The sequence below is a fragment of the Streptomyces lucensis JCM 4490 genome, from assembly GCF_014650035.1.
Taxonomy (GTDB): Bacteria; Actinomycetota; Actinomycetes; order Streptomycetales; family Streptomycetaceae; genus Streptomyces; species Streptomyces lucensis.
In genome coordinates, this window is the sequence record NZ_BMUE01000014.1 from 89736 (window position 1) to 105138 (window position 15403).

General features: G+C 72.6%; 14 protein-coding genes and 1 riboswitch. Of the genes, 5 read left to right on the plus strand and 9 right to left on the minus strand.

Annotated features, from left to right (window positions below):
- The first annotated feature begins 192 nt into the window (after window positions 1-192).
- On the plus strand, window positions 193-1074 hold the full coding sequence (locus IE177_RS27110) for a DMT family transporter (RefSeq protein WP_190018069.1): 882 nt from the start codon (window positions 193-195) through the stop codon (window positions 1072-1074).
- Window positions 1075-1113: 39 nt separating this feature from the next.
- On the opposite strand, the gene IE177_RS27115 is transcribed toward IE177_RS27110, so the two are convergent.
- The 3 genes from IE177_RS27115 to IE177_RS27120 form a co-directional block, all read right to left on the minus strand.
- A complete protein-coding gene (locus IE177_RS27115; protein ID WP_190018070.1) occupies window positions 1114-2160 on the minus strand; it encodes a cytochrome P450 in 1047 nt (348 codons plus the stop codon).
- A gap of 118 nt (window positions 2161-2278) precedes the next feature.
- Window positions 2279-2359 carry a tryptorubin family RiPP precursor gene (locus IE177_RS35860; RefSeq protein WP_358268116.1) on the minus strand — a complete coding sequence of 27 codons (81 nt, stop codon included), beginning with the start codon at window positions 2357-2359 and terminating at the stop codon, window positions 2279-2281.
- A gap of 386 nt (window positions 2360-2745) precedes the next feature.
- Entirely contained in the window at window positions 2746-3357 is a 612-nt protein-coding gene (locus tag IE177_RS27120; protein WP_229816289.1) for a TetR/AcrR family transcriptional regulator, read from the minus strand.
- A gap of 93 nt (window positions 3358-3450) precedes the next feature.
- Between IE177_RS27120 and IE177_RS27125 the strand changes: the two genes are divergently transcribed.
- Window positions 3451-4281 carry an SDR family oxidoreductase gene (locus IE177_RS27125; RefSeq protein WP_190018071.1) on the plus strand — a complete coding sequence of 277 codons (831 nt, stop codon included), beginning with the start codon at window positions 3451-3453 and terminating at the stop codon, window positions 4279-4281.
- A 24-nt stretch (window positions 4282-4305) separates the two neighbouring features.
- Here IE177_RS27125 and IE177_RS27130 read toward each other — a convergent pair whose 3' ends face one another.
- Entirely contained in the window at window positions 4306-4707 is a 402-nt protein-coding gene (locus tag IE177_RS27130) for a RidA family protein (protein ID WP_190018072.1), read from the minus strand.
- 83 nt (window positions 4708-4790) lie between these two features.
- Between IE177_RS27130 and IE177_RS27135 the strand changes: the two genes are divergently transcribed.
- Both IE177_RS27135 and IE177_RS27140 read left to right on the plus strand, forming a co-directional pair.
- Complete coding sequence (locus tag IE177_RS27135; protein ID WP_190018073.1) at window positions 4791-5708, plus strand: LysR family transcriptional regulator; 918 nt, start codon at window positions 4791-4793, stop codon at window positions 5706-5708.
- A gap of 118 nt (window positions 5709-5826) precedes the next feature.
- A complete protein-coding gene (locus IE177_RS27140; RefSeq protein ID WP_190018074.1) occupies window positions 5827-6801 on the plus strand; it encodes a pirin family protein in 975 nt (324 codons plus the stop codon).
- 91 nt (window positions 6802-6892) lie between these two features.
- Here IE177_RS27140 and IE177_RS27145 read toward each other — a convergent pair whose 3' ends face one another.
- The gene (locus IE177_RS27145) at window positions 6893-7417 is read right to left on the minus strand and encodes a peptidylprolyl isomerase (protein ID WP_229816290.1); all 525 of its coding nucleotides are present in this window, start codon (window positions 7415-7417) and stop codon (window positions 6893-6895) included.
- A gap of 402 nt (window positions 7418-7819) precedes the next feature.
- Window positions 7820-10456 carry a beta propeller repeat protein gene (locus IE177_RS27150; RefSeq protein ID WP_190018076.1) on the minus strand — a complete coding sequence of 879 codons (2637 nt, stop codon included), beginning with the start codon at window positions 10454-10456 and terminating at the stop codon, window positions 7820-7822.
- A gap of 219 nt (window positions 10457-10675) precedes the next feature.
- Between IE177_RS27150 and IE177_RS27155 the strand changes: the two genes are divergently transcribed.
- A complete protein-coding gene (locus IE177_RS27155) occupies window positions 10676-11911 on the plus strand; it encodes an epoxide hydrolase family protein (protein ID WP_190018077.1) in 1236 nt (411 codons plus the stop codon).
- Between the two features lie 73 nt (window positions 11912-11984).
- Here the strand turns inward: IE177_RS27155 and IE177_RS27160 are convergent, their stop codons facing one another.
- The 3 genes from IE177_RS27160 to IE177_RS27170 form a co-directional block, all read right to left on the minus strand.
- Window positions 11985-13085, minus strand: coding sequence for an enoyl-CoA hydratase/isomerase family protein (locus tag IE177_RS27160; RefSeq protein ID WP_190018078.1), 1101 nt, complete (start codon window positions 13083-13085; stop codon window positions 11985-11987).
- Window positions 13086-13182: 97 nt separating this feature from the next.
- Window positions 13183-13581, minus strand: coding sequence for a (2Fe-2S) ferredoxin domain-containing protein (locus IE177_RS27165; RefSeq protein WP_190018079.1), 399 nt, complete (start codon window positions 13579-13581; stop codon window positions 13183-13185).
- 61 nt (window positions 13582-13642) lie between these two features.
- A riboswitch (cobalamin riboswitch) is annotated at window positions 13643-13756 on the minus strand.
- An 87-nt stretch (window positions 13757-13843) separates the two neighbouring features.
- Window positions 13844-15196 (minus strand): phosphatase PAP2 family protein, encoded by a 1353-nt coding sequence (locus IE177_RS27170; RefSeq protein ID WP_373305188.1) that lies wholly within the window; start codon window positions 15194-15196, stop codon window positions 13844-13846.
- Between the last annotated feature and the right edge of the window lie 207 nt (window positions 15197-15403).

The window sequence follows — 15403 nt, forward strand, 5'->3', positions numbered from 1 at the left end:
TCTCGTCCATCTCGTCGCGCCCACCCGGCCTGTCCGGCTCGTCGGGCCCACCCGGCTCGTCCGGCTCGTTCGGCTCGTTCGGCTCGTCCGGCTCGTCCGACTCGTCCGGCTCGTCCGGCGGGGTCGCCTTCCGTAGGCTGAAGGGGCAGCCGGCCCTCCCCCGGGAGGTCTGCCATCAGGCAGGAGACGGTCGTGATCGAACTGGCCGCGGCGTTCGCCGTCGCGGGAGCGGCGAGCAACGCCGTGGGCACCGCTTTCCAGCGCAAGGCGGCCTCGGCGAGCAGCCGAGGCGGCATCCGGCTGTTCGCGGAGCTGGTACGGCGGCCCGTCTGGGTGATCGGCATGGCGGGCGTGGTCTGCGCCGCCCTGTTCCAGAGCCTGGCCCTGGTCAACGGCCCGCTCGCGTTGGTGCAGCCGCTGTTCATCCTGGAGCTGCCGTTCGCGCTGCTCGTCGCCGCCCCGCTGATGCACCGGAAGCTGCCCCACGCGGGCTGGTGGGGGGTCGGCGGCTGCGTGGCGGGCCTCGCCGTCCTGCTCGTGGCCGCCGCCCCGCACGGCGCGACCGGCCAGGCGTCCCTGGGCCGGTGGATCCCCGCCCTGTGCCTGTGCGCGGGCGCGATGGCCGCCGCGGTGCTCCTGGCCGGGCGGGGACGGCCGCCGGCCCGGCGCGCCGCGCTGCTGGCGGCCGCCTCCGCGACGGGCAACGCCCTGACCGCGGCCCTGCTGAAGTCGGCGAGCGGCACGTTCGCCGACGAGGGCTTCACGGCGTTCCTGCGGTCCTGGCAGACGTACGGCTTCGCGCTCGCCGGCGTCGTCTCCGTGCTCCTGCTGGAGAACGCGCTGCAGGCCGGTCCCCTGGCCGCGGCACAGCCCGCGCTGACCATCGGCGACGCGACGGTGAGCCTGGCCCTGGGCATCGTCCTGTTCGACGAACGCGTCCGCACCGGCTGGTGGCTCGTGCCGGAGGCGTGCGGTGCCCTGCTCATCGTGGCGGGCGTGCTGGTCCTCAGCCGGGCCGTCCAGCGCATCGTCGTACTGCCGGTGCCGGCCGAGGAGCGCGACCTGGCCACGTGAGACCGCGGGCGCGCGCCGCACGCGCCGCCGCCCGGGCCGTCAGCTCGGCCGGACCAGCCGTACGTCCTCCACTCCCAGCAGGCCGAGGAGCGGGACCCTGCCGGTCCGCTGTGCGGGGTCGACCACCAGGCCGGCCCCGCGGACCAGGTCCAGCAGCAGTTCGGCGAGGGGCATGACCATGTGCCTGCCCCAGCAGCGCTCCGAGGAGTGGCCGAAGGGCAGGTATCCGGGGGCGGTGTCGGGGTCCAGGTCGTCCCAGCGGTCGGGGCGGAAGGTGTCCGGGTCCTCCCACAGGGCCGGGTCCCGGTGCGAGAGCAGCGGCAGCAACAGGACGTCGTCACGCGCGCCGATGCGGTCGTCGATGGCGGGGTACTCGGGCGAGGCGTTGCGCAGTATGTTCCACGAGGGCGGCAGCAGGCGCAGGGACTCCAGGATGACGCCCCGGTTGGACGTGCCGTCGCCGAAGGGCGAACCGAGCCAGAGGGCGTTGGCCACGAGCGTGGAGACGGTGAAGCACACGGGGGCCGCCGCCCTGCGGTACATGCCCATCGCGTACCGGCGTTCCTGGTAGCCCTTCGCCTGCGCGGCCCGTCCGGCGAGGCCGGTGAGCCGGTCGCCCGGCCGGGGCCAGCCGGGCAGGGCGGCGCCGACCGCGATCACCGACCAGGTCAGTTTGGGCGTGAGTTCGAGGTTGCGGCTCATCAGCATGCGCAGCCGGTAGGGGTCCCGGCCGAGGATGAGGTCGCGCAGGAAGAGGTGTCCCCGCAGCGGCCAGGAGCCGGCCAGGTCCGCATCGCCGGGCAGCGGGCCGGCCAGTGCCTCGCGCACGTCGTGGCCGACGGTGCGGGTGACCGTGGAGGCCTCGTTGCGGGTGATGGAACGCCCGTGCAGCGGCTTGAAGGTGGGCCGCTCGGTCTCCGTGGCGCGGCGCGCGGCGAGGATGCGGTCGGCGACCTCGTGTCCGGCGACGCCGATCGTGTCGGGTTCCAGCCGGAAGACGTCCCGGCCCAGGTGGTCACCGATGAGCGCGGCGAGCCGCGGGGCGAACACGGTGGTGCGCGCGAGCGCTGCGGATGACGGCGGCATTCAGGCTCCGTTGCGGGGACGTCGGCGAAGGCGGCGCGGCGGGCGCCGCTGCCCGGCGCCGGGCCGTGACCGGGCCCGGGCCGGACAACGACGTCGTCCCGGCCGCGCGCGAGCGGGATCAGTACCAGAGGTACCAGGCGTTGGCCTTGAGGCTCTTGGTGGCGGCGACCCGGTTGCGGATGGCGAAGAGGAGCTTCATCACTGCACCTCCTTTCGGGGGCGATCGGGCGGCACGCGCCCCTGCCGGGGCAGACCGGTGAAGATCACGTGCCGATGACTCCCGGAAACTTCCCTCCTCCGATCACCGGGTAATCACCATCCGGCTCAAGAGCCCTTCACGGGTGGCCTGTTCAGGACCTTCCGCAATCACCGGTGCTCCGCTTCGACCTGCCACGCCGGCAAGTCCGGTCAGCACGTGCCGGAGGGATCTCCCGCACTGGTGGCAGACCCTGCCGCACGTCCGGATGCCGGACGCGCGCACACGGAGAACGGACGCGCGCCAGGGGCGCCGGCGCCCCGTTTCACCGGCCGGAGATTGTCCGGATGCGAGCGCGGCCACCGCCGCGTCGGCCGGACGGGTCCGGGCTACCGTCCGGCGATGCCGTCGATCCAGGACCGGAGCCGTTCGCCCTGGGCCGCCATGAGGTCCGGGTCGCGCAGGGTGTTGGTGAGGACGGACATGCCCTGGTAGGCGGCGACGAGGTCGACGGCCAGGGCCCGGGCGTCGGAGCGGCCGAGTTGGGCGAACTGGGACTCCGCCCAGTCGAGCAGGGCCCGCATGACCTTCGCGGCGGCCACGTCCAGACCGTCGTCGCGCTTGTCGAGTTCGGTGGCGAGGGTGCCGAAGGGGCAGCCGAAGCGGGCCGCCGTCTCACGCTGCCCGACCCAGCCGGCGACGAGCTCCTTCAACCGGGAGGCGGGGTCCGCGAGTTCGTCCAGCCGGCCCGTCAGCGCGCCGAGCCGGTCGCGGTGGGCGTCCACCGCGGCCTCGACCAGCCGGTCCTTGCTCTTGAAGTAGTAGTACACGTTGCCGAGCGGGACGTCGGCCGCGCGGGCGATGTCGGCCAGGGTCGTCTTCTCCACGCCCTGCTCGTGGAAGACCCGGACGGCCGCGTCCACCAGTCGCTCACGCTTGCCGCCGCGCGCGGACCGGCCAGCTCGCGGCACCTCGAACTCTGCGGATTCTGAGTCAGTCACCTGACTGAGGATAGTAAAGGGATGGACAGCCGGGGCGGGCGGCCACTAAGGTCTCGACTAAGTCAGTCAACTAACTCACACAGGAGAGTCACGATGATCGTCGTCACGGGCGCCACGGGGAACGTCGGACGCGCACTGGTCACCGAGCTGGCCCGGAGCGGAGCCCCGGTGACCGCCGTCGCGCGCCGCATCGGCGGCGGGGACGTGCCGCCCGGCGTACGGGCCGTGGCCGCAGACATCGGGCGGACGGAGAGCCTCGTCCCGGCACTCGAGGGCGCCAAAGCCCTGTTCCTGCTCGTGGCGGGTGAGGACCCGGCCGGCGTCCTGCGGCGGGCCGCCGCGGCCGGAGTCGCTCATGTGGTGCTGCTGTCCACGCAGGGCGTGGGCACCCGGCCGGAGACCTACGCGCACGCCGCCGGCTTCGAGTCGGCCGTCGCCGGATCGGGGCTGCCCTTCACCGTCCTGCGCTCCGGCGGGCTGGCGTCGAACGCACTGGCCTGGGCGGAACCGGTCCGCCGCCACCGCACCGTCACGGCGCCCTTCGCCGACGTGGCACTGCCGTTCGTCGACCCGGGGGACGTGGCGGCGGCCGCCGCGACCGTGCTGCGCACGGACGGGCACGGCGGGCACGACGGCGCCACCTACACCCTGACCGGTCCGGAGGCCACCACCCCCCGGCAACGGGCCGCCGCCATAGCCGAGGCGCTCGGGGAGCCGGTGACGTTCGTGGAGCAGAGCCGCGAGGAGGCCCACGCGCAGATGCTCCGCCTCATGCCTCCCGCGGTCGCCGCGGGCACGCTGGCCGTCCTCGGCGAGCCCACTCCCGAGGAACAGGCCGTGGGAACGGCCGTGGAGCGGCTGCTCGGCCGGCCCGCCGCCCCGTTCGCCGCCTGGGCGGCCCGCAACGTCGAGGCGTTCCGCTGAACCGTCGCGGGGCCGCCCGCCGGCTCATCCGGCGGATTCGCCCGCGCGACGGCGGGCGTACACCTCTATCTCGATCTTCATACGGGGATCGGCCAGGCCGCACTCCAGCATGGTGGCGGCCGGCCGCACCTCACCGAAGCGGCGGCGCAGCACGGGCCAGCAGGGCTCGAAGTCGGCCCGGTCGGGCAGGATATAGCGCACCCGCACGACATCGGCGAAGGTGCACCCCGCCTCGGTGAGCGCGGCCTCGATGTTGCGCAGGCACTGCTCGGCCTGCTCCACGACGCCGTCCGGGATCGTCATGGCGGTGTAGTCGAAGCCGGTGGTCCCGGACACGTGCACCTGGTCGCCGTCGACCACGGCACGGGCGTAGCCGATCTGCTCCTCGAAGGCCGAGCCGCTGAGGATCGCACGTCGTTCCGTCATGCGCGGAACGCTAGGTGACCGGTTGCGATACGTCTAATACGGTGACCGGCATGGATCGATATCCCTTGGGATATGACTCGAGGGTGGAACGACCCGAAGTGCCGCTGCCGCAGCTGCACGCCTTCGTCGTGCTCGCCGAGGAACTGCACTTCGGGCGTGCGGCCGCCCGCCTGGGCATCGCCCAGCCACCGCTGAGCCAGCAGATCCGCCGGCTGGAGGAGAGGGTCGGCCACCCACTGTTCGAACGCGGACCCGGGCGGGTGACGCTGAGCCCCGCCGGGCGTGCCCTGCTGCCGGCCGCCGAGCGGGCCCTGGCCGGACTCGCGGACGGGCTGGCCGCGGCGCGGGCCGCCGGAAGCGGGCGGACCGGGCGGTTGCGGATCGGCTTCGCCGCCTCCCTCGCCCTGACCGTCCTGCCGGGCCTGCTGCGGGACTTCCGGCAGCGGTTCCCCGACGTGCGCCTGGACATCCGGGAGATGACCACCGCACCGCAGCTCGACGCGCTGCGCGAGAAGACGATCGACGTCGGCCTGTTGCGCGAGCCTCCGTCCGGGGAGCCGGAGCTGGACTTCCGGACCGTGCTGAGCGAGCCGTTCGTGGCCGTCCTCCCGTCGGGCCACCCACTGGCCGCCCGGCGGAGCGTGCCGCTGGAGCACCTGGCGGGCGAGCCGTTCGTGCTGCTGCCGCGCGCGGTCGGCCCGCGGCTGTACGACCGGATCACAGGCCTGTGCGAGACGGCGGGGTTCACGCCGCGCGTCTCGCAGCACGCGGTGGAATGGCAGACCGTGTGCGCCCTGGTGGAGACCGGGCTGGGTGTCTCCGTGGCGCCGGCGAGCATCCGCCGCATCCGGCTCAGGGGCGTCGCCTTCCGGCGGATCGATCCGGGCACCGCACGTACCGGGGTCGCCGTGGCCTGGCGGAGGAACGACCGCGATCCGCTGGTCGGGCACCTGCTGGCGACGGTCGGCCCGGAGCCGTGTGATCCGGGGACGTCCGAGTGAAGCTGGAGGTGTCGCCGGTCCCGGCTCTCGCCCGGGCGCGTGCGCGGAACCGGGCCCGGCACTATGATCAAGGCAACTTGTTGAATTCGAAACTATTATTGATGGGAGGTGGGTTCCGGTGAGCAACACCGAAGCGAGGCCCGCCGAGATGCGGTGCGGCTCCACTGCCGAGCGGCCCCGGCCGGACGCGGCGGTCGAGGTGCTCACGCCGCGGGACGTGCCGCTCGGCGGCCCCCGCGCCATGACCGTACGGCGCACGCTGCCCCAGCGGACCCGCTCCATGATCGGCGCCTGGTGCTTCGCCGACCACTACGGCCCCGACGACGTGGCCCGCAGCGGCGGCATGGACGTCGCCCCGCACCCGCACACCGGGCTGCAGACGGTCAGCTGGCTGTTCAGCGGCGAGATCGAGCACCGGGACAGCCTGGGCAGCCACGCGCTGGTACGGCCGGGCGAGCTGAACCTGATGACCGGCGGCCACGGCATCGCCCATTCCGAGGTCTCCACACCCCGCACCACCGTGCTGCACGGCGTCCAGCTGTGGGTCGCGCTCCCCCGGGAACACCAGCACACCGCGCGGGACTTCCAGCACTACGCACCCGAGCCGGTGCGTCTCGACGGCGCCCTGCTGCGGGTCTTCCTGGGCTCCCTCGCCGGCGCGGACTCCCCCGTGCACACCTTCACACCGCTGCTCGGGGCCGAGATCACCCTGGAGCCGGGCGCCGTGCTCTCCCTGACGGTGGACCCCTGCTTCGAACACGGGGTGCTCGTCGACCAGGGCGGGGTCCGCGCATCGGGCACCCTCCTGCGCCCGGCCGACCTGGGGTACCTGCCCAACGGCGGCGACACCGTCACCCTCGCCAACGAGTCGGACGGCCCGGCGCGCGTCGTCCTGCTCGGCGGACCGCCCTTCGGCGAGGAGATCGTCATGTGGTGGAACTTCGTCGCCCGGTCCCACGAGGAGATCGCACAGGCTCGCGAGGACTGGAGGACGGGGGCCCGATTCGGCGAGGTGAAGGGGTACGGCGGAGCTCCGCTGCCGGCACCCGAACTGCCGACGGTGCCGTTGAAACCACGGGGAAGGGCGCGCTGACCGGGACCTGGAGGGAGCTCGGCGCCGGCTGCTGCGGATCACCGTGGGCCCCGGCACACGGCTGGACCCACGGTGCCCGCAGCGCGGTTCATCAGGGCCGGCAGGACGGCCGGACGCTGAGCAGCTCGGTGCGCAGGACGGGCGTGCCGTCGACGGGCGCCGGGTCCTGGGCGGTCGGCTCGATACCGCCGGCAGCGATCTTGTCGAGCGTCTTCAGACCGGCGGTACCGACCGTGCCGAACACCGTGTAGTTCGGTCGCAGCGCGGAGTCGCCGTAGACGACGAAGAACTGCGAGCCGTTCGTGTCCGGCCCGGCGTTGGCCATCGCCAGCAGGCCGCGCCCGTAAAGGCGACGGGCGCCGGTCGGATCGCTCGGTGCCGGCGGCAGGTCCACCGGCAGCTCGTCCTTGTACTTGTACCCCGGCCCACCCTCGCCGGTGCCGGTCGGGTCGCCGCACTGCAGGACCTTCAGCGTCGGATACGCCGTCAGCCGATGGCACACCGTACGGTCGTAGAACCGGTGTCGCGCAAGGTGCACGAAACTCTGGACCGTACACGGCGCCTTCGCCCGGTCCAGACGCAGCGGGAGCGGGCCCTGGCTGGTCGGGACAGCCATGTCGACCGTGCCGTGACCGGGGGTGTGCCGCGGGTCGCGCGGCAGGGGAACCGGCCGCGCCGCCGGCTCGTCCGGTGTCCGGGTGTACTGGCAAGGACCGTGCGTGGTTCGCGGCGGGGCCTCGGAAGCGGAGGCGGTGGTGCCGCCCCCCGACGCGACCAACGCTGCTGCCGCCAATGCGGTCATGAGAGCTCGGTTCATCCTGCGCACCCTCTAGAAGATCGTCGGATTCGGAGCGGTCGGAGTCTAGAGCGCGGCCCGGCGGCCGAGAACACGTCCGCAAGCCACGTCCGCCTCCCGGCCTTCGGCCCGCGGCCGCGGGCCACTTCGTTCACCTGCGCCGGGTCAGGGACCGAAGGGTGACTCCGGCGGCCGAAGTCACCCCCTCCCCGTCGACGTGTGTCAACGGACTTCGTGCAGCCTGATCGAGTAGATGCCGCGGCCGTGCGTGGCCGCGTACAGCGTGCGTCCGTCAGGGCTCAGCTTCAGCTGGAGTACGGCGACGGCCGGCAGGGAGCCGACGCGCTGCCACTTGGTGCGGCCCGGCGCCCGGTAGACGACGCCGAGGTCGGTGGCGAGGACGAGACCGCCGTCCGGCGTGACCACGGCGGAGTCGGAGGGCACGTCGGGAAGGTCGGCCGAGACGTCCTTCCAGGTGGTGCCGCCGTCGGTGGACTCGAAGACGTGGCCGGTGCCCGCGCCGGGGCCCTCGGTCCAGTGCCGGGAGAAGCCGTTGACCGCGAGGAAGACGTGGTCGGCGTTCCGCGGGTCGACGGCGAAGCCGCTGAGGTAGCGGTTGGGCACGGTACCGTCGGCGGGCAGGCCGATGTCGTGCCAGCCGGTGCCGTCCGCGTTGCCCACGGAGATGCCGCGGGCGAACCCCTTCTCGTTGCAGGGGCCGCACCAGGCCGCGTACACCTTGCCGCCGGAGACCGCGACGGCGGTCGCGGTGCGGCCGGCGCCGAGGTCGTACACGTTCTTCCACTCGGAGCCGCTGCGGATGGCGTAGCCATGGGTCTGCACCCAGACGTGCCGGCCGCCCGCGACCCAGGTGGAGCTGTTCCTCATGTCGGCCGCGAGGGGTGCGATGAACCGGGCCTCGCCGGTGGCGTTGTCGGCCGGCGCGACGTTGTACGAGGTCGCCCTGCCGGGATCGGTGACCCAGCTGCCGTCGTTGACGGCACAGTTCTGGGTGACCTGCACGGAGAGGTACACGTACTCCTCGGCCATGTTGCAGCCGTCGGCCGGGTCGGTGAGGGTGTCGCCGCCGTCCCCGCCGAAGTTGGACCCCATCACCCTGTCGTCGCCGCGCAGGATCGACTGGCCGTTGTCCTGCAGGCCGCCGGTGACGGAGACACCGTGGTGTTCCAGGTCCCTGCCGATGCCGACGGAGTAGTACTGGAGGGTGTCGATGGTGCCGTCGTTGAGCGAGGTCCAGTCGGTGGCGTGCCCGGAGGAGTCCTGGGAGCCGTCGACGGGGCGCCGGTAGGCTCCGCCGTCGTTGCCGACGTAGACGTAACTCCTGCCGTGGTAGCGGCCGATGGCCACGCCGTGCTGGTCGGAGTGCGTGGTCGGGCTGCAGTCACCGGTCTGCTCGGCGGGGTCGATCCGCCAGCAGGGGAAGGTGAAGTTCCAGTAGGGGCCGGCGGTGGACCAGGTGGCGCCGGCGTCCTTCGTCTCGTAGACCTCCTCCAGTCCCGCGTACACGTGCTCGGGGTCGGCCGGGTCGACGGTGAGGAACTGGTTGTACCAGGCTTGCACACCCGGCATGTAGCCGTCGGTGGTCAGCGCGGAGCCCGCGGCCGCCAGCTGCTTGTAGTCGGCGATCTTCTTCCAGGGGCCGTACGGGGAGGACGCGCCGTAGATGCCCTGGAGGCCGCTGTCCGGGTCGGTCGCCATCTGCTCGGGCGACTGGTCGATGGCGTAGTAGCGCGAGCCGTCGGCGGAGTGGGCGAAGGTGACCGTGCCGACGTCGTCCGCGTCGGTCGGCATCTCACCGAAGCCGCTGGTGATCCGCCGCCAGCCGCCGCCGGACCGGGTGTAGAAGCCGTTGTAGTCGTCACCGCTGCGCCAGCCGACCGCGAGGACCACCTTCGACGGGTCCCTGGGGTCGAAGGCGATGTCGTTGGTGATGTTCTTGTAGGCGGCTTCGGCGTCCGTCGCCTTCGAACCGCCGGGCAGGTACTCGGGATTGGGCGCGAACTCCAGCTTCCAGGGGCCGCGCAGGTGCTTCGTGGAGTGGCTCCACACACCTTCGCCGGTCGCCGCCCACACCCTGCCGCCACCGAAACGCAGTTGGCGGACGGTGGTGCTCTCCAGCTCGTCGCCGCCGACCCGGTCGCGGGTGGTGAAGGCGCCGTGGTGCGGGTCGGACAGCACGTACACACCGCTGCCCAGGTAGGCGTCCGCGTTGGTGTTGGCCTCCCCGGTGCCCAGCCACAGCCGTCCGTTGCCGTCGAGGGCGAGAGCACCGGTGGACTGCGAGGGCAACCGGTCGCTGATGGGCCGCCAGTGCCCGCCGCCCGAACGTGAACGCCACACGCCGCCGCCCGCGCTGCCGGCGTAGAGGTAGCCGTCGTCGTCCGCGGCCATCGCGGCCATCCGCCCGGTGACGTGCCCGGAGCCGCCGCTGGAGTTGGAGTCGATGTCGCGGTAGCGGGGGTCGTCGGAGTCGTACGGCAGTCCGGTGACGTGCCGCCAGCTGCCGCCCGTGCCGGGCAGCTCGCGCAGATCACGCCAGGCCGCACCGTAGGCGCCCGGCGCGACGACGCCGGGCGCGGTGCGGGCCTCGGCGTACTGGGCGGCGCCTTCGGCGATCTCGTCGGCCTCGTTGCCGTCGTCGCCGTCGCCCGTCTTCGCCCTGGGGCCGGTGACGCCCGCCGCATGCTCGCGCTCCGCTGCGAGCCGGGCGAGGGCGCGGACTCCGAAGGGGCTGGTGTGCGAGCCGGGCGCGGCGCTCGCGGGTATCGCGAACAGCCCGGCCGTTGCGGTGATGGCACAGATCGTGAGCCACCGTCTTCCGCGGGTGTCTGCTGGCACCGGATCCTCCCGAACGGGTGTGGGTACAGCCGTCGCAGGAGACCCGATCACGAGTGGACGAGGACGTCCGACACTTGGCCAACTCTTTGTCCGGGACCTGTCATTGACGTCGGTCGCGCGAAGCCGTTCCGGGCGGATGTGGAAGTGTTCTGCCCACACGCACTCGCCACCCGACAGGCCGACGACACCGCTTCCCCCTGCCCGGTAAGGAATCACGGCATGACGAACGCGCACGACTTCCCCCTGGAGCCCACCCCGATCCATGTGTCCGACGAGGTCCTCGACGACCTGCGCACCCGTCTCTCGATGACCCGTCCGCCTCTGGACGAAGGGAACGAGGACTGGTCCTACGGCGTCCCGGACAGCTCTCTGCGTGAACTGGTCGCCTACTGGCGGGACGGGTACGACTGGCGCAAGGCCGAGGCCGCCATCAACGCCTACGAGCACTACCGGACCGGTGTCGCCGGTGTCCCCGTGCACTTCATGCGCAAGCCCGGCCGGGGCCCCCGCCCGATCCCGCTGATCCTCACCCACGGCTGGCCGTGGACGTTCTGGCACTGGTCGAAGGTGATCGATCCGCTCGCCGACCCGGCCGCGTTCGGCGGTGACGCCGCCGACGCGTTCGACGTCATCGTGCCGTCCCTGCCCGGCTTCGGATTCCCCGGCCCGCTCACCGGCTTCCCGGACGTCAACTTCTGGAAGGTCGCCGACCTCTGGCACACCCTGATGACCGAGACCCTGGGACACGAGAAGTACGCCGCCGGAGGCTGCGACATCGGCGGGATCGTCACCAGCCAGCTCGGCCACAAGTACGCCGACGAGCTGTACGGCATCCACATCGGCTCGGGGCTGCCGCTCGACTTCTTCAACGGGCCCCGCGCCTGGGACTTCGCACGGAACCGGCCCCTCACCGACGACCAGCCGGCCGACGTCCGCGCCCGCATCGTCGAGCAGGACCACCGCTGGGCGTCCCACCTGGCCGTGCACATGCTCGACGGCGCCACCCTGGCCCACGGGCTGAGCGACTCACCCGCCGGGCTGCTCGCCTGGCTGCTGGAGCGCTGGAACGCCTGGAGCGACAACGGCGGCGACCTCGAGTCCGTCTTCAGCAGGGACGACCTGCTCACCCACGCCACGATCTTCTGGGCGAACAACTCCATCGCCACGTCGATGCGTTACTACGCCAATGCCAACCGCTACCCCTGGACGCCCGCGCACGACCGCACCCCGGTCGTGCAGGCCCCCGTCGGCCTCACCTTCGTCACGTACGAGAACCCGCCCGGCATCCACACCGCCGACGAGCGCGTCCGGGCGTTCGAGACCGGCCCGCAGGCCGGCTGGTTCAACCATGTCAACGTCAACGCCCACGACCACGGCGGCCACTTCATCCCCTGGGAGAACCCCGAGGCCTGGGTGGGCGACCTGCGCCGCACCTTCCGCGGCCGCAGGCCCTGAACGGCCCCCCGGTCCCCGTCAGCCGCACCCGCCCCCTCACGGGCGGCCGGTGGGCATGACGGGCTGAGCGCTGTCACGGGCCGCACCGACCAGCGGTGCCGGAGGCGGGGCGGTCCCCGGCCGACGGCCCGGCGAGTCCGAGTTCGTGCTCGCCCAGCGGAGCGAAGAAGCGCTCCACGTCGGCGTCGGTCACCTCGGCGAGGGTGGCCGGCGACCAGCGCGGGGCGCGGTCCTTGTCGATGACCTGGGCGCGGATGCCCTCCACCAGGTCGGGGGTGCGCAGGGCGGCGCAGGAGACGCGGTACTCCTGGTCGAGGACCCGCTCCAGGGAGCCGAGGCTCCGGGCACGGCGTATGGCCACGAGGGTGACCTTGAGGGCGGTCGGCGACTTGGCGAGCAGGGTCTCGGCGGCCTCCTTGGCGGCCGGGTCGCCGTGGGCGAGCAACCGGTCGACGATCTCCTCGACCGTATCGGCGGCGTAGCAGTCGTCGGTCCACTCCCGCCGGCCGGACAGCTCACCCCGAGGCGGCGGCTGCGCATGGCGGGCGAGCGCGTCCCCCACCGGCAGACCGGCGAGGTCGTCGACGAAGTTCCGCAGCGCGTCGGCCGGTACCGAGTGGTCGGCGAGTCCGCAGAGCAGGGCGTCACCGGCACCGATCTGCGCGCCGGTCAGTGCGAGGTGCGTGCCCAGTTCGCCCGGGGCCCGGGTCAGCAGGTAGGTGCCGCCGACGTCCGGGACGAAGCCGATTCCGGTCTCCGGCATCGCGATCCGAGACCGTTCGGTGACGATCCGGACGCTGCCGTGCGCGGAGAGGCCGACCCCGCCGCCCATGACGATGCCGTCCATGACGGCCACGTACGGCTTGGGGTAGCGGGCGATCCGGGCGTTGAGGTGGTACTCGTCGCGCCAGAACGCCGCCGAGGCGGTGCCGTCGCCGTCGCGGGCGTCGTCGTGGATGCTCCTGATGTCGCCGCCCGCGCACAGGCCGCGCTCGCCCGCACCGGTGAGGACCACGGTCTCCACGGCCGGGTCGCGCTCCCACTCCGTGAGCGCCGCGTCGATGCGGCGGACCATCTCGTGGTCGAGAGCGTTCAGGGCCCGGGGGCGGTTCAGGACGATGTGGGCCGCCCGGCCGGTGGTGCGGAACAGGACGGGCTCGGCGGTGCCGGTCATCCGGACGCCTCCGTCAGGCCGCGGGCCACGATGACGTGCATGATCTCGTCGGGTTCCTTCCAGGATCCGGTGGACGCGAGCGGACGCGGCACACCTCTCACTTCTTCACGGTGCGCCGGGGCGGGGCGAAGGCGTACAGGCCGAGGATGTCCGGCGGCGGGGCCACTCCCGGTCCGCCGGCCCGTACCCAGGCGACGATGTCCTCGGTCGCGTCCGGGTCGTTGACGAGACCCAGCCACACCGGACGCCCACCGGCGGCCCGGCCCGTCGCGGACGGCTGTACGACCATGACGTTCGCCTGGTCGCACACGTCGAGGCAGTCGGAGATGCGCACCGGCACCTCCGCCCGCAGTCGCGCGGTCTGCGCGGCGTGATCGACTCCGGTCACCTTCGGAGTGCCGCAGCAGCAGTCCCGGCACACGACGACCCGGCACGGCACCGGTCCGTCCACCTCCGCGTCCGCGTCCGGTGTCTTTTCCGGCGGCGTCTTCGGCATGGCGTACCACTCCCCTCCCGGGGAGATCCGCCCCGGTGTCGCTCGAGGAGGCGACCGCGTGAGTCTCCTGGCTCCCGGGTCGCCGCTCGTGCCGTCTGCCCGCCCAGGGGGCGGCACCCGGAACTCGCTCACCGGTCACAGTGGCGGGACCGCGCCGGATTCACACCGGCTTCCTCGGACCGCCGTCGCCTGTTGTCGCCGGTCATCCTCTCATCAGGCGGCGCCGGCGCTCCGTCCGGCCGGCGGACGCCGGCGGCGCGGTTCAGGCGGGTTCGGGTTGCGGTGCCGGCTGCGGCGCCGGTGCGACCGCCGGTTCCCAGCGTCTCGTGGTCCGCACATAGCCGTAGACCATCGAGGTCATCGCCAGAACGAGCAGCGGCCCGGACAGCCACGGGGACGCGGCCATCTCCATCGGCAGCCAGCGGTACGACACGAGGAGCGCGGCGAAGACCGCGGTGCCGTAGCCGACCAGCTGGATGCCCGGCCGGTCCCAGCCGCGGTCGGACGAGCGCAGTGCCGTCTCGACGGTGAGCGCGAACACCACGCCGGCGATGAGGTCCACGCCGTAGTGGTAGCCGAACCCGAGCGTGGCGCTGAGCGTGGCGATCAGCCAGAACGCGCCCGCGTAGCGCAGCAGCCGCGGGCCCCTGCGGGAGTGGATGAAGATCGTGACGGCCCACGCGGTGTGCAGGCTCGGCATGCAGTTGCGCGGCGTGAACTCGTCGTACGGCACCCGGTGCGGGACGGCGACCGGCGGCGGCGTGTCCGGCCAGATGTCGGCCACCGCCCAGTGCACGCCGCCGGTGCCGGAGGCGCCCGGGCCGTAGGCGAAGACCGGGCCGACCACCGGGAAGATCATGTAGACGGCCGGGCCGAGGAGACCGATCACCAGGAAGGTGCGCACCAGGTGATGGCTCGGGAAGCGGCGCTCGGCGGCCACGTTGCGCAGCTGGTACAGCGCGACGACGATCGCGGCCACCGCCAGCTGGGCGTAGACGAGGTGGAGGAGCTGGTCACCGATCGGACCGGAGGCCCTGACCATCCGGCCCATCAGCCATGACGGGCTGCCCAGTGCGTGGTCGGCGGCCGCCAGGTACGGGTCGAGCACCTCCGGGCGGGCCTTGGAGGTGATGAGGAGCCAGGTGTCGCCGGTCTTGCGGCCGGCCACCAGCAGCAGTCCCAGCCCGACGCCCTTCAGCAGCAGGACGCGTTCGGCGCCCTCGCGGCGCGTGACGGCGATGACGGCACAGCCCAGCATCACCCACAACGCACCGTTGCCGAAGGCATGGCCCTCGGTCGTCCCGACGCCGGCCGCGTACCGCACCAGTGCGAAGACGACGTCGATGCCTATGGCGGCACCGGCCGCGATGAACCGCTGCCGCCAGGTGAGCACCACCATCATCAACGCCAGGCCGCCGTACAGCGGCCCCGGTTTGGGAGCCCATACCAGCCCTTTCACCTGATCGGTGATCGGTCCGGGCTGACCGTAGTGGCGAGCGGCGATCTCCAGTGCGATGAGCAGTACGAGGGCGGCCGCACCCGCCGCGGCCCACAGCACGGCTCGCCGTTGGCGCCACTCGGCCGACGCGGCCCTGCGGTCTGTACGCGAGAACACTCGCGACGCTCTAGATATCAATCGTCTGGCCGATTTGTTCGATATGGGTCAAGTGGACGCCAAGCGACGGCAATCGCCGCAAGTTCGAACATGCTAACGGAGCGGTGCGGCGCTTCGGCGGCCCGGTCGACGGGGCCTGAACACCGAGGACGGTGGCGATGGCGGGCCTGCGCGTCATGACCTGGATACGCGCACACGGCCGGCCGT